Annotated in this window: 18 protein-coding genes and 1 riboswitch; of the genes, 14 read left to right on the top strand and 4 right to left on the bottom strand. The window is 45.6% G+C overall.

The window, feature by feature from the left end; all coding sequences use genetic code 11:
• Window positions 1-198 precede the first annotated feature (198 nt).
• From ABN764_RS05360 to ABN764_RS05305, 12 genes are all read left to right on the top strand, one after another.
• A complete protein-coding gene (locus tag ABN764_RS05360; RefSeq protein ID WP_446671187.1) occupies window positions 199-765 on the top strand; it encodes a TetR/AcrR family transcriptional regulator in 567 nt (188 codons plus the stop codon).
• Between the two features lie 151 nt (window positions 766-916).
• Entirely contained in the window at window positions 917-4,108 is a 3,192-nt protein-coding gene (locus ABN764_RS05355) for a bifunctional cytochrome P450/NADPH--P450 reductase (protein WP_446671186.1), read from the top strand.
• Window positions 4,109-4,294: 186 nt separating this feature from the next.
• Entirely contained in the window at window positions 4,295-4,795 is a 501-nt protein-coding gene (locus ABN764_RS05350; protein ID WP_446671185.1) for a hypothetical protein, read from the top strand.
• A gap of 48 nt (window positions 4,796-4,843) precedes the next feature.
• A complete protein-coding gene (locus ABN764_RS05345; protein ID WP_072729532.1) occupies window positions 4,844-5,269 on the top strand; it encodes a hypothetical protein in 426 nt (141 codons plus the stop codon).
• Between the two features lie 66 nt (window positions 5,270-5,335).
• Window positions 5,336-5,869 carry a hypothetical protein gene (locus tag ABN764_RS05340; protein ID WP_268625421.1) on the top strand — a complete coding sequence of 178 codons (534 nt, stop codon included), beginning with the start codon at window positions 5,336-5,338 and terminating at the stop codon, window positions 5,867-5,869.
• A gap of 175 nt (window positions 5,870-6,044) precedes the next feature.
• Window positions 6,045-7,532, top strand: a complete 1,488-nt coding sequence (locus tag ABN764_RS05335) for a protein adenylyltransferase SelO (protein WP_446671184.1) — start codon at window positions 6,045-6,047, stop codon at window positions 7,530-7,532.
• Window positions 7,533-7,941: 409 nt separating this feature from the next.
• Complete coding sequence (locus ABN764_RS05330; protein WP_446671183.1) at window positions 7,942-9,108, top strand: bis-aminopropyl spermidine synthase family protein; 1,167 nt, start codon at window positions 7,942-7,944, stop codon at window positions 9,106-9,108.
• Between the two features lie 20 nt (window positions 9,109-9,128).
• Window positions 9,129-9,659, top strand: a complete 531-nt coding sequence (locus ABN764_RS05325) for a GNAT family N-acetyltransferase (RefSeq protein WP_446671182.1) — start codon at window positions 9,129-9,131, stop codon at window positions 9,657-9,659.
• A 470-nt stretch (window positions 9,660-10,129) separates the two neighbouring features.
• Window positions 10,130-10,762: a TetR/AcrR family transcriptional regulator gene (locus tag ABN764_RS05320; RefSeq protein WP_315745965.1), complete on the top strand. Its 633-nt coding sequence runs from the start codon at window positions 10,130-10,132 to the stop codon at window positions 10,760-10,762.
• Between the two features lie 43 nt (window positions 10,763-10,805).
• The gene (locus ABN764_RS05315; RefSeq protein WP_446671181.1) at window positions 10,806-12,029 is read left to right on the top strand and encodes a cytochrome P450 family protein; all 1,224 of its coding nucleotides are present in this window, start codon (window positions 10,806-10,808) and stop codon (window positions 12,027-12,029) included.
• Window positions 12,030-12,094: 65 nt separating this feature from the next.
• Complete coding sequence (locus tag ABN764_RS05310; RefSeq protein WP_446671180.1) at window positions 12,095-13,138, top strand: AraC family transcriptional regulator; 1,044 nt, start codon at window positions 12,095-12,097, stop codon at window positions 13,136-13,138.
• A 3-nt stretch (window positions 13,139-13,141) separates the two neighbouring features.
• Window positions 13,142-13,930, top strand: coding sequence for a class I SAM-dependent methyltransferase (locus ABN764_RS05305; RefSeq protein ID WP_446671179.1), 789 nt, complete (start codon window positions 13,142-13,144; stop codon window positions 13,928-13,930).
• A gap of 345 nt (window positions 13,931-14,275) precedes the next feature.
• Here ABN764_RS05305 and ade read toward each other — a convergent pair whose 3' ends face one another.
• On the bottom strand, window positions 14,276-16,027 hold the full coding sequence (gene ade / locus ABN764_RS05300; RefSeq protein WP_446671178.1) for an adenine deaminase: 1,752 nt from the start codon (window positions 16,025-16,027) through the stop codon (window positions 14,276-14,278).
• A gap of 161 nt (window positions 16,028-16,188) precedes the next feature.
• Window positions 16,189-16,290, bottom strand: a riboswitch (purine riboswitch).
• Between the two features lie 222 nt (window positions 16,291-16,512).
• Entirely contained in the window at window positions 16,513-16,911 is a 399-nt protein-coding gene (locus ABN764_RS05295; RefSeq protein WP_446671177.1) for a hypothetical protein, read from the bottom strand.
• Between the two features lie 227 nt (window positions 16,912-17,138).
• On the opposite strand from ABN764_RS05295, the gene ABN764_RS05290 reads away from it, so the two are divergent.
• Window positions 17,139-17,345 carry a hypothetical protein gene (locus tag ABN764_RS05290; protein ID WP_446671176.1) on the top strand — a complete coding sequence of 69 codons (207 nt, stop codon included), beginning with the start codon at window positions 17,139-17,141 and terminating at the stop codon, window positions 17,343-17,345.
• Between the two features lie 140 nt (window positions 17,346-17,485).
• Here ABN764_RS05290 and ABN764_RS05285 read toward each other — a convergent pair whose 3' ends face one another.
• Together ABN764_RS05285 and clpP are read right to left on the bottom strand one after the other, a co-directional pair.
• Window positions 17,486-17,803, bottom strand: a complete 318-nt coding sequence (locus ABN764_RS05285; protein ID WP_072729521.1) for a magnetosome magnetite crystal formation protein family — start codon at window positions 17,801-17,803, stop codon at window positions 17,486-17,488.
• A gap of 554 nt (window positions 17,804-18,357) precedes the next feature.
• Window positions 18,358-18,936 (bottom strand): ATP-dependent Clp endopeptidase proteolytic subunit ClpP, encoded by a 579-nt coding sequence (gene clpP / locus ABN764_RS05280; protein ID WP_065291791.1) that lies wholly within the window; start codon window positions 18,934-18,936, stop codon window positions 18,358-18,360.
• 239 nt (window positions 18,937-19,175) lie between these two features.
• On the opposite strand from clpP, the gene ABN764_RS05275 reads away from it, so the two are divergent.
• Entirely contained in the window at window positions 19,176-19,913 is a 738-nt protein-coding gene (locus ABN764_RS05275) for an RNA polymerase sigma factor (protein ID WP_142542149.1), read from the top strand.
• The last annotated feature ends 130 nt before the right edge of the window (window positions 19,914-20,043 follow it).

Here is a 20,043-nt window from a genome sequence, read left to right as displayed (position 1 = left end):
GCAACAATATTCGTGCGAAGGAGCAGAATGCGAAAGCATCTGCTCTTTTCATTTTTTTCAGCATTAGCTTCATCAAATTCTGATATCATTACTCCTGAATGAATTTCGGAACAAGCTCATTTTGCTCTTGAATCCCTGATTCGTATGGTATATTATGTAAGGGAATGAACGTTCATTCCGCGAAAAGGGTGATAGCTAGTGACCACGAACAAAAGAGACGATATTTTACTCGCAGCATTGCATTTATTTACTGACCGCGGTTTCGACGCGACTACCGTACCGATGATCGCTGAACGAGCCAAGGTTGGCGCAGGCACCATCTATCGTTACTTTGAGAACAAGGAGGAGCTGCTGAATTCTTTGTTCCAAGAATGCACCGAGCAGTTCTTTCGTGCTGTTAAACAAGGCTTTCCTGATTCTGCAACCGTCCGCGAACAATTTCATCACATTTTTGTTCAGACCATCCATTTCGCGAAAGAGAACAGGGAAGCCTTCTCGTTCATTGACTCTCACTTGAATCCTCGATTATTGGACGAGAAAAGCCTCAAAACATTTGAAATAGGCATGGATTTTATTCGCTACTTCTTAATCAATGGCCAGCAGCAGAACGTTATCTCTCCATTGCCGCCAAATGCGTTAATCTCTATCTTCTACGGGGCGCTTGTCAAATTGTTCGAAACAATCCGGGCAGAAGTGCTCGAAGAAACGCACGAACTCCTCGTTGGAGTGGAGGAATGCTGCTGGAATGCAATCCGAGTTCATTAACTCGATTGTTTTCCTTTGCAGCACGGAATGAATATTCATTCCTACCTGTCGACTGGAAATTTCAATCGCTTATTGCTGCAATGTAACACTGACATCCATGAGCTACCTCTTACGAACGAATCTGTATTCCATATAGAGGAGGCAATATCATATGTCTATTGCGATTCCACAACCCAAAACCTACGGCCCTCTCGGCAACATTCCTCAACTGAATCCGAATACCCCCATCTTGTCTTTTATGAATCTTGCTGATGAATACGGTGAAATCTACCGCATGAAGCTGCCATTTGGAACGCTTCATGTCGTCTCCGGGTACGAGTTGGCCAAGGAATTTAGCGACACTGCTCGCTTCGGCAAAATCGTAGATAAAACGATATTAAACAATGTGCGGGCATTTGCAGGGGATGGCTTATTTACCTCTGAGACGGAAGATCCGAATTGGAAGAAGGCCCATAATATTTTGCTTCCGAGCTTCAGCCGCACAGCAATGCGGGGCTATTTTGACAAGATGCTGGATCTCGCCATGCAGTTAATCCAAAAGTGGTCGCGCCTAAATCCGGATGATCATATCGAGGTGCCAGAGGATATGACAAGACTGGCGATGGATACAATCGGGCTATGTGGCTTCAATTACCGCTTTAACAGCTTCTACCGTGATCAGCCCCACCCATTTGTAACAAGTATGGTTCGGGCATTGGATGAATCCTTGAATCAAGCGCAGCGGCTTGGCATTCAGGATAAGCTTATGGTCAAAACACGGCGGCAATTCCAGCAGGACATTGATGTCATGTTCTCCTTAGTCGATAAAATGATCGCTGAACGCAAAGCGCACGGACACGAAGAGGCAGATGACTTGTTAGCCTACATGCTGCAAGGCAAGGATCCAGACACAGGTGAAGCTCTGGACGACGCCAACATTCGGCATCAAATTATTACGTTCTTAGTAGCCGGACATGAGACAACAAGCGGATTATTGTCCTTCGCCCTGTATTTTCTGCTGAACAATCGCGATAAGCTGCAAAAAGGCTATGAGGAAGTAGATCGTGTACTGAAAGATCCCGTTCCCACCTACACACAGATCAAGAATTTGAAATACATCCGCATGATTCTCGATGAATCGCTGCGATTATGGCCAACAGCACCCGCGTTCAACTTGCATGTGAAGCAAGATACGCTGCTCGCGGATCGATATGAGATGAAGAAGGGAGATCGCTTACTCCTGCTGCTTCCTCAATTGCACCGAGATCCTGCTGCTTGGGGAAGTGATGCTCACGAATTCCGCCCAGAGCGATTCGAGGATCCAAGCCAAATCCCTCATGATGCTTATAAGCCTTTCGGAATCGGTCAACGCGCTTGTATCGGTCAGCAATTTGCTCTGCAAGAGGCGACATTAATGCTTGGTTTAATCTTGAAACATTTCGAACTCATCGATCACACCAATTATCAATTGAAGCTTATGGAGTCGCTGACCATCAAGCCCGAAGGCTTCACCATGCAAGTCCGACCGCGACGCCCACAGACCAGAGCAGCAACCAGTCACAACGAAACTCATGCCCCATCTAATGAAGGAGTCTCCTTAAGCCGAAAGCCTCAACAACGATCCCTTCACCATACGCCGCTCCTCGTATTATACGGCTCTAATTTCGGCACAGCAGAGGGCATTGCCCGCGAACTGGCGGAGAAAGGACGTGAACTAGGCTTCCTAAGTAAAGTCGCACCCCTAAACGATTATGCAGATGGTCTTCCCAAGGAAGGCATCACCTATATCGTAACAGCATCATATAACGGTCAACCGCCCAGCAATGCACGACGCTTCATGAAGTGGCTGAAGGAAGTGGGGCCGGAAGCATTGACAGGAATTCGCTATTGCGTCTTCGGTTGCGGCGATCATAACTGGCCTAGTACCTATCAGAGCATTCCCATGTTCATGGATGAACAACTCGCGGCTAAAGGCGCGAATCGACTGCTGTCTGTCGGACATGGCGATGCCAGCGGTGACTTCGAAACCGAAGTGGAGGAGTGGTGCGCTATGCTGTGGCCAGCAGTTATGCGTTCACTGGAATTAGAATTTGATGGAATTGATGGAACAGAGGAATCGACAGTTTCTTCGTTAACTGTAGAGGTTGTAAACATATCGGTTGAATCACCGTTTGCCGAATCATACCATGTCCATTGTGCAACGGTCATAGACAATCACGAGCTGCAAAGGGGAGGAAACGGGCGTAGTACACGTCATATCGAGATTGAACTACCTGAAGGAGTTTCTTATCTTGAAGGGGATCATTTAGGTGTGTTCCCTATCAATTCGGATAATCTAGTCGAACGGGTAATAAGCAGATTTGACTTAAATGGAAGCGATCACGTGGTGTTGCGAACAATAGAGAACCGTTCTTCCCATTTGCCGTTACATCGACCTGTGTTGATACATGATCTTCTAAGCCGGAGCGTCGAACTTCAGGAGCCCGCCAGCCGAGCGCAAATTCGCGAGCTTGCCGCATTGACGGTATGTCCTCCGCATCGAATTGAATTAGAAGCACTGCTTGAGGCAGAAGCCTATAGGCGGAACATCCTAGAGAAGCGAATATCAATGTTAGATTTACTTGAGAAATATGAAGCTTGCTCAATGACATTCGAGCGCTTTCTAGAGCTGCTCCCGCCACTAAAAATACGATACTATTCGATATCCAGCTCTCCTCGTGTACAGCCGAATCAGATTAGTCTTACGGTAGGAGTCGTACAGAGTCCGGCTTGGGATGGACGCCATGAATATCGTGGAGTTGCTTCTAACTATCTTGCCGACAGACAACCAGGCGAATCCATCAGGATGTTTATTCAGCCACCGCAGTCCAATTTCCGGCTGCCAGAGGATCCAAGCACACCTATTATTATGGTAGGCCCGGGGGTAGGAATTGCGCCATTCCGTGGATTTCTTCAAGCTCGGCAAGCCATGAAGGAGCAAGGGATTCCGCTCGGCAGCGCATATCTTTATTTCGGCTGTCGAGATGCGACGGATCACATCTATGAAGAAGAACTGGAGCATTATCAACAAGAGGGGATTGTTACGGTACACACCGCATTCTCTCGTATCGAGGGTCAACCAAAAACCTATGTCCAGCACCTGATCAAGCAGCGTCAGCAAGAAGTAATCGGTCTCCTTGATCAAGGGGGACAGTTCTATGTGTGCGGAGACGGGAGCGCTATGTCACCAGATGTAGAGGCAACACTTAAGCAAATGTATCAAGACATTCATGGTGTTAGCGAGACGAAAGCAAACAGATGGCTGGAGCAGCTTGGATCCGACAGGAGATATGTGAAAGATGTATGGGCAGGCAGGAAAGTTTAATTAGCCAGAACAAGTTGTAAACGAGTTGCAGGACAAGGGCGCCCTAGATGGGCGTCCTTTACCATTTAGACAGCTAACTAGGTCATTCGTGTGATTGTGTTGCAAGAACAGGCTTTATATACTTGATTGGAGGTGGAAAGCAAGGAAGACTTTCTAGCATCGCTGACTAGTAGGGGTGGAATATCGATGATATATATTGAAGCTGCCGGGGTCGAGGAAGACGAAATGTACTATTTTGAGATTGACGAGAACGGAACAGCTTATCGACAAATAAGCAAACATGGCGATTTGCATAGCGTGGTCTCCACTGCGCCCGATTTTGTGCTGTGCGATCAAGAAGTAATTATTGAGGCGAGCGATCGTATCCTTACGAAGGAACAATTTGAAATCGAGTGGCAGCAAGCAATTGAGCCTAGCCTAGCGGCATGGAAGAAAACGAAGAAGCAGTATCCCCCGGGGCGTCCGGTTCGCGGGGAAATTGCGATGTTTTATCCGCAAGGAGCAATCATCCGAGTGAGCGATAATGCTTATGCCATAACAGATTACAATAAACTAAGAGAACGAACACCGTCACAATATTTATATCCAGGCTACTGTGTAGATGGGATCGTCGCAGACTATGATGAGAACAATTTATGGCTGGTCATGGAGGACTGCAGGATGACGGAGGAAGCGCTTTGTAAGTAGAAGCATCGTATCTATTGAACCTAACTTTTACAGAAAGGAAGTGGTATGATGACGAAAGACGAGGCGCTATTTCTTCTCAAATGCCATGCCTTCCAACATGATGACATCGAGCACGAGAAAATGACGAATGGATTTTTAGGCATGCTGAGACCTTTTCGCGGTGAATTAATTGAAGATAATTTCCACGAGCTGATGAAGATCATTGAAGTTCTGGCCGATGAGTTCGCGAAGCCGCAAGTAAACAGAATCTTGATATCGTGCTTCTGGAGCATCTGCCAGCTATCCCGAGCATGGGCTTTATATCCTGACGGTATGCTGCAGAGCAATGGCCTGCTTTCCCAAGAACAGGTTCGAAAAATGGACGAATGGGTGGACATGATCTCGTATGCAGTGATGGTATTATTGGAAAGCGAAGATCAATTGGATGAAGCACTATGGTTATATCGAGAATACTTGAACAATCAAGAGAAATGAGAAAAGCGTGAAGGCGAACCAAGGGTATATCGAGGGAAATACATGCACTTGATTGGAGAGAATGGGATGAATAGCAAGCTTGCCTCATTAGACTGTATTCCATGGCAGCGAATGACAACCGCTTATGGAAGGGGAACGGACATTCCTCAACTGATTGAAGAAGGACAATATCATGAATTGGCTAATTTAATCGAGCATCAGGGGACATTGTGGCAGGTAACGCCATGGGTACTGCTTGTGTTGCTGCAGAAGCTGGCGGATCGAGCTCGCCAACCAGAACAAATTACGGAAAACGAAATGACGCCTTACGCAGCTGTTGCCTCCGCATTAGCCTTTCAAGACATGGAGGCGGGGCAAGCGGTTGACAAGATGGAAGACTTACTAGAAGAAAAGTACTTATGGCCGGAGAGCGAGGAAGAGGATGAGGAACAGTGGGAGGAAGGGGAGCCGCCTGGATATGATCCAATACCGTTCTTTAGTTATTATTACTATAGCTTTGACTTATTGAAGCAGGCAGTGCCTACTTTCATTGCAATCAAGAATGGCAATCGCCAGCTTGCTCCCACTATTGATGAGATTCTTCAGTTATTCGCAAGCTAATTTATACGGAACTTATCACCGTCAATAGAAGAATAGAGAAGGGTAATGCGTAATTTCGGTGATTTATCTATCTTTACCTTGGCCGCATGCTTACCTGAACAGGTATAATAAATATACGTTAGCAAACCCTAACAGCACGATACATACGAAATAGCAGGAATGAAAAGGAGATACAATGGACGAGAAACCTTCTAATTTAGACGCAGGATGGAACTTTGACAACAGTTACTCCCGTCTTCCACATTCATTTTACTCCAAGCTGAATCCAACTCCTGTCCGAGCGCCGGAACTTCGTGTTTTGAATGAATCGCTCGCAGCCTCCCTCGGATTGAGTGCAGAAGCATTAAGAAGCGAGTATGGCGTAGCTACGCTTGCCGGCAATACGATTCCAGAAGGGGCGCTGCCGCTCGCCCAAGCTTATGCTGGACATCAATTCGGGTATTTCAATATGCTCGGGGACGGAAGAGCAATTCTGCTTGGCGAACATATTACGCCTACAGGTGAACGATTCGATATTCAATTGAAAGGCCCCGGCAGAACCCCATATTCACGAGGTGGTGATGGTCGAGCCGCCCTCGGGCCGATGCTGCGAGAATACATCATCAGTGAAGCGATGTACGGTCTTGGCATTCCAACAACACGCAGCTTAGCGGTAGTGTCCACCGGTCAAGGAGTCATACGTGAATCAGAGCTGCCGGGCGCGATACTCACTCGTATCGCTGCGAGTCATATACGTGTTGGGACATTTCAATACGTATCCAATTGGTGCGGAGTTGAGGATTTGCGCACATTGGCTGATTATACGCTGAACAGACACTTTGCAGGATCAGTCGACAGCGGTGGCAGTGACAACCAATATTTGATCCTGCTCAAAGAGGTTATAAAGCGTCAGGCATCGCTTATCGCGAAATGGCAGCTTGTCGGATTCATTCACGGAGTCATGAATACGGACAATATGGCTATTAGCGGTGAAACGATTGATTATGGCCCTTGCGCCTTCATGGATGTGTACAATCCAGATACTGTCTTTAGTTCCATTGATCGAGAAGGACGCTATGCATATGGCAATCAGCCGAATATTGGCGGGTGGAACCTTGCCCGGTTCGCGGAATCCATCTTACCGCTGCTGCATGACAACGAGTTGAAGGCCGTGGAATTGGCCGAGGAAGCCCTGAATGAATACTTTGAGCTGTATCATGGTCACTGGCAGACTGGTATGAGAGCAAAGTTAGGCATATTCAATGAAGAAGAGTACGATGAAGCCTTGATTGACGAGCTACTGAATCTGATGCAGAAGCACCATGCTGACTATACCAATACGTTCCGTGCATTGACCCTCAATACTGGTGAGAAAGAGTCATCTTTATTCGCTAGCACCGAGTTAGGACAATGGCATGAGCAATGGCAAGCAAGACTAGCCAAACAACCGCAATCCAAGGAACAGTCACTTCAGCTTATGCGCAGCAGCAATCCAGCCGTCATACCGCGCAATCATCGAGTTGAAGAAGCTTTGGATGCAGCGTCGCAAGAAGGGGATTTCAGCGTGATGAAGCGGCTGTTGGATGTGCTCGCGAATCCATTTGCGTACTCTGCGGATCAGGATGAATACTGCGAATTGCCGCCTACGCCTTCCCGTCCTTACCGGACTTATTGCGGCACGTGATAGACAGCACGAGCAGAAACTTGACATGAACAATTACAAGGTGTTACGATAAATGCATAAATTTTCTAGGGAGAGATGTTGATGTTGGCGGTCGTTCTTAACTAATCAAATTCCATAGTGAGGTATATGTAATGCCAGTGAGAAGTGTTGCTGCTTAGCAATATTTATTTGCTGTGGATTTGCGTACCCTCGGAATTAGTTAAGAACAACGGATATCATACTTGCCTTAGGTCATAAGTATGCCTATTTATTGAACCCGCATCCGTGCTTCTTGAAGCACGGATTTTTGCTTTATTTGGGGGCTTATTTAGTCATCAATCAAGAAGGGCGTAGAATGACGTTTGTTCATTCTGCGCCTTTTTTGTGTGCCATGAATGAGCGTCATTCCACCACAAAGGAGGAATACCGAATGCGCAATTTTATCGACATCGCAAATGAAGGCGTACGCTTGGAAGAAGGGATCACTGTCATCGAGCAGCTCTTGATGGAATGTTATTTGAACCCTGGAATCTCTACCAAAGAATTGGCCCGGAAAGCTCTTATTCCAATACCAACTGCTGCTGCCGTCAAACGGGAACTTATCAAGGTCGGGGCCATTGTTCAGGATAAAGGAGCACGCTGTACCGTGAAAGGGAAAGCATGGGTTGAGGAACAATGGGGATATCTCGGAATCCATAGAAGCCTATATCAAGAGCTGATGGCTCTCGAAAATGGGATTCATTCCGATCTGCACCATGTATTAGCCGATTTGCGGGAAATCATGAAGTATCGTCCACAGGCCGATACTCGAATCGATCAATCCAAATGTACACCGGAGACAAGCTTACGTAGAGCAGTGCTTTGTTTGAAGCAGCAATTCTTAATTGGGAAACAGATTATGTGTGTGGGCGACGACGATTTGGTTAGCGTATCAATTGGACTCCTGCTTCAAGCTCTATTCCCTAATGGGAGACATTCCAAAACAGCAGTGCATGTCGTTGACATGGATGAGCGATTTTTACATTACATTCATGATGTGGCACAGCAAAAACGATTGCCGATTCAATGCATCTATCACGATTTAAGAGAACCACTGCCGGCAAACTTGCAAGGGAAGTTCGATTGTTTCTTCACAGATCCCCCGTATACGCTGCAGGGGATGAGCCTCTTCGTATCTCGAGGTATTAGCGCACTGCGGAAGAGAAAAGGCTTGCCAATTTTCTTATCCTTCGCACATAAGTCACCTGATTACATGTTTACGATGCAGCGTGAGTTCCTAAGAATGGGGGTGACGACCAGTGCAACAATGCCGCGATTTAATGAATACGAAGGAGCAGAGATTATCGCGAATCGGAGCCAGATGATCATTCTCAAAACGACTGAGCGTACCATACCGGAATGCTCAGGGACATTTGAGGATGCATTATACACAGGTGAAGTGAGGCAGACGATGCGTACGTACAAATGTAAACAGTGCGGGAACAAGATCACGGTTGGCTGCCAATGTGAGATCGCAACGATAGAGCAGCTCAAGCACCGAGGCTGCCACTCATGCGGCAACGATACGTTTGATTTCATGAATAAGAAAACATTATGATATATCAAGAAGGAGAAAACATGGACATCATCATTCGAAAAGAAACACAAGCAGACTACCAAGTGACTGAATCCGTTGTGAAACAGGCATTCGACTCATTGGAATTCAGTGATCAAAAGGAACATGAATTAGTATCCCGTGTCCGGCAATCCGACGCATTCATTCCGGAGTTATCCTTAGTCGCTGTTCTCAGTGATCGTATCGTCGGTCACATCCTGTTATCTCGAATAACAATTCGTGGAGATAAGCACACCGTAGATTCACTCGCCTTGGCTCCCGTATCCGTGTTACCGGAATACCAAGCTCTCGGAATTGGAAAGAAGCTGATCCGCGAAGCACTGCAGCTAGCTGTACAGTTGGGATACAGTTCTGTGATTGTGATGGGTCATCCTCAATATTATCCGAAGTTCGGCTTCAAGAAGGCCTCTATATGGGGGATACAGCCGCCAATTGAAGTGCCTGACGAGGTTTTCATGGCATTGCAGCTGCAAGAGCACGCTCTGGATCACGCTTCCGGGGTTGTGCAGTATCCAAGTGAATTTTTTGAATAAATGGTCGTTCTGGCCGGTATGCAGATGATCAGGCCAGGTAGCGAGTCATACATGGGAGAGTCGATAATGAGGTACCCAATTGTCGCGTATGATGCGAAATACCATGAACGATTAGTAGACATATGGCTTCGTACGTACAGATAGGGCCTTCAGCACTCGACGGAACAGGCCGACCATTTCCATTGCTGCATCTAGAACTAAAAAATGGTCCATCGGGTTAAGCTTTTATATCGAAATAGAATCATGTAATTCTATTGCTGGTGAAATGATAAACGAAGTAATCGGGTGTTTTATATTCATATTTTATCTTTTGATGTTCAAGTCAGTCTCCCTAGAGGGGATTGGCTTGAACTCTTTTTGTCTTGAGATTAATTTCATAATGAAAAAGGATGAGGGCGGCATATTTGGATCGTTTCATCATATGATCGATACTGACCGAAAGGTTAGTAAAAAGTGAAGGAGGAGAAGCTTTGCCTGTAAGGCTCTACGAAAGAGAAAAAGTGTTGAGGGCCTGCATATCCGTATTTGCGAGCAATGGTTATAAAAACACTTCGACCGGGATGCTGGCTGAAGCTGCCGGCACATCGAAGGCTTTAATATTTCATCACTTTACTAGCAAGAAAAAGCTGTATTTCAGCTTGCTGGATCATTGCTTTGAAAAGCTATTCGGCGAAATTCAAGCGGATTGCATATTCGATAATAAGGATTTTTTTGAGGCTATAGATACGATCAGCCGCTTAAAACTCAATTACTTTCGCAAACATGCCAATGAGTACAAATTGGTGTACGAAGCTTTCTATTTAACGCCTGATGAACTGAAAGAAGACATTGAGCTGAAGTATGGGCACGCAATTGCCATCAGGTATCAAGAGTGGGAACGATTATTTGAAAAAGTTCAGCTGCGAGAAGGCGTTCCGCGCAAGCAAGCTTTTGAACTAATCAAGATTACGCTAGAGCATTTCCAAAGGAAGTTTATTGAGGAGCTCAAGGATATTGATAACATTGAAGAAGAATGCCTTAATGTCTTGCTTGATGAGATGAAAAGCTTCTGCTGCATGATCCGTCAAGGAATTGCATCGGACACGACTGACACGAATGCATGACCCAATGATTATGGAAACGGCGAATGTGAAAAGGAGCAAAAATATGAAGAGATTAACGAGTGACGACTTTATCTCTACGGAACCAATGCACGATGTCGTCTCATTTTATGCGAAATTTTATGAGCAGCAGGAACCGCTGTACCGCCTTGATAATTTTTTTGGCATGGGGGAAGCATGGCTCGCATTTCGCCACGATGATGTTGTTGCAATATTGAAAGACCCGCGCTTCATCAAAGACATCCGCAAGCTGACACCAAGGGAACAACCCATAGAGGAGAACGCATCCGTGAATGCCTTGATGGAATGGGTGATCAACATGCCGAATATGCTCACTGTTGATCCGCCTGATCACACCAGGCTGCGCAGGCTGGTATCCAGAGCCTTCACCCCCAACATGATTGAGGAGCTACATCCCCGTATTCAGCAGATTGCCGATGAATTGCTGGATGCTGTGCAGGAGCAGGGAAAGATGGATCTTGTATCGGATTTTGCCTATCCGCTTCCTATCACCGTCATTTCGGAAATGCTTGGCATTCCCGTCGCTGAGCGAAGCCAATTCCGAGAATGGACGCGTACACTTGGGCAAGCCTCACTGGATCCGAAGGAAAGTGAGGCGGTTGTTGCCACACTGAATGAATTTATTCAATATATTCAATTACTTCTAGTCGAGAAACGCAAAAATCCTGGGAACGATGTAATCAGCAGTCTCGTTCAGACCTATGACGAAGGCGACCAATTAAGCGAGAATGAGCTCCTATCGACCATATGGCTGCTTATCTCCGCCGGACATGAAACGACATTCAATCTGATTGCGAATGGCACGCTGGCTCTGCTTCAGCACCCTGATCAGATGCGTCTGCTCCAGAACGATTCCTCTTTGGTGCCTTCTGCAGTGGAGGAATTATTGCGTTATGCCGGTCCTGTCTTGCTTGGCAACCGCATTGCGGGCGAAGATATAGTGCTTCACGGCCAGACGATCCGCAAAGGCGAAATGATAGTGATAACGTTGAACGGAGCCAATTTCGATCCGCATAAGTTTGCGAATCCCGGTACTCTGAACATTACGCGTGAAGAGAATGAGCACTTAACCTTTGGCAAGGGAATTCATCACTGCTTAGGCGCCCCATTGGCCCGATTGGAAGGTCAGGTTGCTTTCCGCACACTGCTGCGACGACTGCCTAATCTGCGCCTGGCAATTGATCCCGAGCATCTGACCTATAACAAGGACTCAATGCGTTCACTTGCGAGCTTGCCTGTATTGTTTTAGGTTCTTCATCACGGTTCGCTTGACTGTAATTCGACGTTCACATGTCTTCAGGTTTTGTCGTATCAATGATACGCAAGCTTGAGGACATTTCTTTTTTTGCAAACATACAAGCCTTTAGCAAGAATGGAACAGCATCTATCCCACAGAACAGATACAATAAAGGTACCAACGAACCACTGCTAGAGGAAAGGACAGATTTTGCATTGGATTACAATGACGATATTCAGCGCAGTATCGAGTATATCGAAACAAATCTAACCAGAGAGCTTACTGCCATTGAAATTGCAGAGCATATCGGATACTCGGTATATCATTTTTGCAGAGTATTCAGCGTCCACCAAGGTATGCCTCTGATGGATTTTGTGCGTAAGAAAAGATTGATTCAGGCAAGGAGAGCGCTGCTCACGAACCGTAAAATTATTGATATAGCTCTAGAGTACAGCTTCGAAACAGCAAGCGGGTTTTCCAAAGCCTTTCGCAAAGAATTCGGATACAGCCCAACAGTTTATCTCGCGAAGTTCAAAGCATGGCATTCAAGCAATCTATTCATTCATTTGGAGGGAGACAGAATGCAGCCTACATTTGTAACGAAGTCTGGATTCAAAGTAGCTGGCTATGGCATTTACACGAATCTGGCGAACGGGTATACGAAAGACATAGCAGCCTATTGGGATACGTATATCGGAGACAATTTGGAAAGTAAGATGTATGCGCAATTAACTCCGCCGGAGCACGGCGAGGTAGGAATCTGTATCCCTGCATCAGAGGAAGGAAATATTGTCTATTTATTTGGCGTCATCGTTGATGATTATAGCAAGGTTACACCCGACATGATAACTGTCGAAGTTCCTGAGGCACATTATGCCATCTTCACAACACCGCCAGTCGATTACTTCAGGAGCGAGGCAGCCTATGAAGCAGATCCACTAGCTGCGGCCGTTCAAGCAACCTGGACCTATATTTTCGAAGAATGGTTCCCGAACAGTGAATATGTATACGATGAATCCAAGCTCGATTTTGAATTTTATGATGAACGCTGCCACGGACATCGCAATGTCGTCATGGATATTTATGTCCCAGTCCAAAAATCAACTGCTCAGGGGGAATAGAGTATGGAGAAGCAATATTATGGAGAGTTATGCTCCTTATTTTACGATTTGGATAAGCCAGAGGCACCGAAGGAACAAATGGACTTCTGGATGTCTTATGCCGATAAGACTATGAGAATATTAGAGCCTATGTGCGGGTCAGGCCGTTTTCTAGTCCCATTTCTTGAACAAGGTTATCAGATCGATGGATTCGATTTGTCTGCGGCTATGATACATAGATGTATAGAGAAGCTCACATCATTAGGCTTCAGTACACGTATTGATATATGTGATTTCAACAACTTTGATACGTCGATTGCGAAGTATGATTTAATCTTTATTGCAGCCGGATCATTTTCCTTATTAACGGAACGGGACGAGGTAATCAAGGCTCTCCAAGTTATGAAGAATTGTCTAACTCCGACAGGTCGCATCGTGTTAAGTGTTGAATCCGACCTTTCTTATCGTGGATTTGGACAAACTAGCATTAATCAACAGCAATTCGAATTGGCAGCGTTCGAGGAAGGCAGGAGGGTAGGTAAGGACTCCGTAGAAGTAGCCCTACGAAGCAAGCATGCTTACGATACGGATCAACAAATTTTGTACTCGATGATTTCCTACGAGTTGTATATCGATAATAAACATGTGCGTACCGAATACGAGGATTTTCATTTAAGACTGTATCAACCGAATGAATTCGACAGCATCGTTGAGCAATGCGGGTTCGTGATCGCTCATAAATATGCCGATTTAGATAAAAATAATGTTGATTTCCAACAGGCAGAAGAGATCTATTACGAGCTTCATAAATAAATCGAAGAGGGCGGCCTCATTCTACACACGAGAGCTGCCCTCTTCGGTTCATGCAACCACGTAAGGATTGCTAGTATCGTTATTGTCCACAATGATATCCGCGTAATCACGCGCCTCTGCCTACATTGAAGTTCCTCAGCTAGCTCATTTGCAAGTGTTGTCTTCCTAGATGCAGTGATTCCACTAATCCCCACACGAATCGGATGGTCTAATCTCAAATCTACGATTCGATCCGCGATTTCAGCGATTAACTTTCTTCGCAACATATTGCTCCTCCTTATGTGATTGAGCAGCATCCATTCTTTTATTTGCAGGTCGAAAACGTGAGGGTGATATCAGATTGATTTATGAATGAGCGGACACTGGAATATGCGTAAAGCTAGCAAAATCGAACAAGCCCATATCGGTCAGCTTCAGTTCCGGAATTACCGGCAAGCAGAGGAATGACAAGGTGACAAAAGGATTGAACTCCTGTGAAGCGCCAATGTGTGCCAATGCATCATTGAGACGTTCCATACGATCAAGTACCTCCGTGTATTTGCCCTTCGCCATCAATCCTGCCAGCGGAAGCTCGATCGAAGCGAGGACTTCGCCCTGGCTTACTACAACCAAGCCGCCCTCTAAGTCACGCAGCGCCTGAACAGCTGTCAGCATATCCTGATCGTTGCTTCCGGCTACAACTAAATTGTGCGAATCATGTGCTACGGTAGAGGCAATCGCTCCGGATTGTATGCCAAATCCCTTCACAATGCCTAGTCCAACACAGCCAGTATGGTGATGTCGCTCGAACACAGCGATCTTCAATTGATCCTTCTTGGTAGAAGGGCAGAAGTACCCATTCGCTAAGTCTACTTCCTCAATAAGATGTGTCGTGATTAGACTATTCGGATTAATGCCGATAATGTGGCAGTGTCGTTCTGTTTCACCCAGTTCAATTTGCAGATCATGCTCCGTAATTTCAGACAGATGTACGGTCTTCAATAAAGGGGCAGGGATATCAGCTGCTTGGATCTTCGGCCCTGTATACTGGCCATTCTCGCCGACTAAGCTTCCGCCTTTGTACACCTGAGCAATCGTCAGTTCCTGCAGGTCATCCAACAATAACAGATCTGCCTCGTACCCTGGGGCGATCGCACCCTTCGCATGCAAGCCGAAGCATTCAGCTGCATTCAGAGAAGCCATCTGAATCGCTTGCAGCGGATCAAGACCGTATCGAATAGCAAGGCGTGCATTATGATCAACGCTGCCCTCATGGAGCAGCTCATCCAAGTGCTTATCGTCGGTACAGAACACACAGCGACGGGCATTGCTCGCCGTAACAGCCGGGATGAGGGCCTCAACATCCTTCGCAACCGATCCCTCCCGCAGCATGACATACATGCCTCTGCGCAGTCTTGCCTTTGCTTCCTCAGCTGTCACACATTCATGGTCATTGCGAATGCCTACAGCTCGGTACACATTGATAGCTTCTTCATCTAATCCAGCACCATGGCCGTCAATCAGCTTGCCGTGCCGATGCGATGATAACAACTTGTCCACCATATCCGCATCACCACGGCGTACAGAAGGGTAATCCATCACTTCCGCCAATCCTAGGACGCGTGGGTGAGTGTAGAAGGGTTCCAGACTGGCAGCATCCAGCTTCGCTCCGGCATGCTCGAATGGCGTACAAGGGACACACGATGGGAGCATGACAAAGACGTCCAGCGGCAGATTTTCAGAGGCATCGAGCATATATTGAATGCCATCCGCTCCCGCAACATTTGCAATCTCGTGGGGATCTGTAATGACCGTCGTTACTCCATGCGGAAGTACAACACGAGCGAATTCGGATGGCGTAACCATAGCAGATTCAATGTGAACGTGCGTATCGATGAAAGAGGGTGCAATATAGCGGCCTTTCGCATCGATGACGCGATCTCCTTCATAGCTGCCGCCAATTCCTATGATAATGCCATCTACAATCGCGACATCACCTTCCATAATTTCTAGATTGAAGACGTCAACGATCTTTCCGTTCGTGATGACAAGATCAGCAGGCTTCATTCTGCCCGCCGCGGCAATTCGATTGTTCCAATGCTGCTTGCTCCAATTCATTCGAAATCACATTCCTTTTCTCGTTGTATGAATAGTGTGGGGATAAAGCACCCATATAAATACAAAAAACTTTAGTTCTGATAACTAAAGTTTGACGGTAAGGAGCAAGAACAGCCTGTCCATGATAGATAGAAGAGTTAGCGCTCAATCCGATCCCACATAGCAAGCATTCTTTTCCTCGTAGTCAAACTGTTTACGGCAGCTCGGTAGAGACGATTGGACCATATTTCCAAAGTTATACGAAGAAGTATACGGTTGTAATTCTCTACATTGTATAGGGCGCCATTATTCCCGTCAACCCGGTAGCCTGTTCCTAGCAGATCAATTGTTTGTAATAAGAGGAAGAGAAAACAACAGGAATGGAAAGCATTATAGGGTAAAGTGGAAATGAGTGATGAAACCATAAATTGTAGTTCCATATGGAAAATGGGGAAGTAGTTGAACAGAGGGAGTGAGTATCCCTCTGTTCGTTTGTGAATTCACTTCTAATCCTTCAAAGCATATAGCTGCTGTTGATTCACTGGTGACGTAATTACTGCTCCAGCATAGAAATTCAATAATGCCATCATATCTTGCGTATTTTGACTGGAATTGCTGGATAGATTGTTAACCGGCTGTTGAGCTACGGACGACTCAGCATTGCCAATGAATTCACCAAAAGTCTGTTTTGTTTCGCCTAACAATACTTTGCTGCCGTCTGGTCTGACGAGATATTGCCGAATATAGCCGTCTTCACGGGCCGTTACGAGTTTTCCTTTTTTGTTCTCTTTTTCATCTGATTCCTGCTTTTGAATTTCCTTCATTGTGTCCGCAAATAACGGCTCAGATTGTGCTTTGGATCGCTTCGCGGTAGGCGGAATTCGATAATAAGATTCAATACGCATCTATGTAACCCTCCATCATTTTGCATGTAATAAGTAATTTGCTTTCATGTTATCTATCGGAAAATAACGGCTTATTGCTTAATAATTTTGAAAAAAGAATAATGAAATTATGTCTTGAACCTGGACAGCACATACAAAACAGGCGTATTTCACCTCTATTTCTAGCTGGTTGACCGCGTCATCTTTCATTATCATTTCATATAATTGTAATGATAGGGGGGGTAATTTTGTGCAATCATGGGTTTGAAGATGACCACTGCGACAACTCGAAAGAAATATTTATCATTGAATGGGATTCGACGAAGCCGCTCAATGATTTCTTCGGAACAGTAGAATGGAAAGAGTTGTTCCAGAACTGGGTCGCTAGGGTTAGAAATGGTTATTTCATACAGACTGAGCCTTCATTCCAATATGAATGTCGGGGAAATCTGTAGAGAATTAAGGAAAATGCTATAATTTGAATATAAATAGGATACGCCACAAAAAGTACCTCTAATCCATTTCGAAAGAGGTACCTTTGTGTGGCGTATATAATTTCAAGTCATACAGGGAAGAAGAATCAGATTGTAATGAATTAAGAATTGATAACCTGAATCCCTTTGATAATATTCCATACAAAGTAGTACACGCTTATCGCTCCGCATACACAAAATGCGATAATTGCACCGATTCCCCATGCGACGCCAATGTCGCGTACACTAACCCCAATTAAGCCAAACAACATTACCGCAATAATGACCGCGATACTTGGAATAAGGTGAGTCCATAGCGCACGTTTGGCATGGCTTCTTGTTACCGAATCTCCAACAATCCAGGCTAAAACAGGGAATAAGATAGGCGCAAAAAGAACGCTCCAGTACGAAAATGCAGATATAACTTTGTTTTCTTTCATTTATGTTCACCTCTAGTAGTAATTGTTCATGTCTTGTTCTTATACATAAATCATACAATAAGACCCTGGATCTACCTATCGATCAAGCTTTCAATATCATTACGAATTTGTAAGACTAGGTCAAGTTTCATCATTCGATTCGCCTCGTAGTCCATCCGTTGACTGCTTACATGCATGATTCCTATAATAAGTTCATAGGAATTCATTTCCAACGAAACTTGTCCATCGCGCTTATGAGACGCATCGCCACACGATAAAAGGTGGGGAAGAGCTTCATCTAAGAAGCATCGAGGTTGGCATGAGGCCTGCCCGGGGATGGGTATCCGATAATCGGATATCACGAATCTAAGAAGGGGTTGTATCTTGCCGTCATGCATTCCGCCATCATATTAGCTTCGCTTATCAGCTGACTCGCTGCTAAGGAAATTATTGATAAAGTGCAATTGGAGGAATTACAAGCATGCCGATTGGCTAGATTTAATAAAGAAAGCAGATCTTAAGCGATCAAGCTGACTAATGCACTTGGATAGCAGCTTGATCGCTCATGTCACGTACTACTTGAGTATCTTGTCAATAATCCCATATTCCAGCGCTTCTTCTGCAGTCATAAAGTAGTCGCGATCCATGTCTTTCTCAATTCGTTCGGCGGGCTGACCAGTATGGCCAGCCATTAATTGCACAAGTCTCTCGCGCATCTTGAGAATGCGTTTGGCGCTGATGGCAATGTCGCTTGCCTGTCCTTGAGCGCCTCCATGGGGTTGGTGAATCATGATTTCGCTATTGGGTAGTGCAAAGCGCTTGCCCTTGGCTCCTGCTAACAGCAGAATCGAGCCATAGGAGGCGGCTAATCCTGTACAGATGGTATGAACCTGCGGCTTAATGTATTGCATTGTGTCATAGATGCCAAATCCTGCAGTGACCGAGCCTCCTGGACTATTGATGTACATATAAATGTCTTTGTCTGAATCCTCCGCTGCAAGAAGAAGGAGCTGCGCAACAACACTATTGGCCAGACTATCATTAATTTCAGAACCGACAAAAACAATTCGATCCTTCAACAATCGGGAATAGATGTCGTAGGAGCGTTCGCCTCGACTCGTTTGCTCAACAACATATGGGATATAGTTGGACATGGTAATACCTCCTCTGTTTTTCCACTGTGGAATATCCAGAAAACGAATGGATCGCAGCAGAAGATACGGTTCAGAGGACAAAAGTTTTTTTCACAAGGTTGCGTAACGCAATGCATGCTTCATTCGTTTACTGATAAGAAGATAAACCATAATTGCCGCATGAATGATTCATGTTAGGCATGAAGAAGGCTGATGAAGTGAAAGCGAGAACGAGCGAATGAAGGAGTTGACTGTGAAGGATGACCAATCTAGATCAAGTGCAGAGCGTCGAACAACCTAATCTGAAGCAGTTGAACGACGTACTGAACAGATATTGCCTCTCTCTCACACATTCCAAATGGGATTCTGAGGATCTCGTACAGGATACGTGGGTCAAGATTCTAGCCCGTAACAAGGAGATAGAACACAACAACCCTGAAGCGCTGCTGCTGCGTACAGCCAAGAATGCTTGGATTGACCAAGTACGCCGAAGACATCGATTGGATCAAATTCTGGTAAAGCAGCAGCTTCAATCTGAAGAACACAATGATCCTATACAAGAGAATAGTACAATTGACATCGAAGCCGCCTTCCAATATATGATGACACACTTGTCTCCTCTGCAAAGAACCGTCCTCCTTATGCGCAGCGTACTCGGGTATTCTGTTGCTGACACTGCAAATAAGCTGAAGACAACGGAAGGGGCGGTGAAGGCTGCATATCATCGAGCACGGAAGGTGCTGCTTGATGTGAAGGAAGATGAATACATGGAAGAAGCGGCCCTGCCAGACAATGTGGAAGCTCAAAGCCACATACGGGCACTCGCTATTGCATTTGTCAATGGAGAAGTCAATGAGGTATTGAGACTTGTGCAGGGAGAACAGGATCTCGTTCCTGTATTAAATATGTACTCTAGGTCGAATCAGATGCGTTATAAACAGAAGCAGCGGGATTATAAGCAGATGTTCCACCATTTCGAAGCATTACTAGCTGCATAAAGTATGCTCGTATGGAGCAATGCAGCATGCTGTTTCTGGATAATCTGTTAATCGCTTAGCCCCCTCATGCATACACGTCGATATGGGCAAACGTCTTCAGCATGTGACACGTAACATGGAGCTGAGGGCG

The organism is Paenibacillus wuxiensis (genome assembly GCF_040195695.1).
Lineage (GTDB): Bacteria > Bacillota > Bacilli > Paenibacillales > Paenibacillaceae > Paenibacillus_B > Paenibacillus_B suaedae.
The sequence above is the reverse complement of the archived record's forward strand: the minus strand, read 5'-3'. Positions and strand labels throughout refer to the sequence as shown.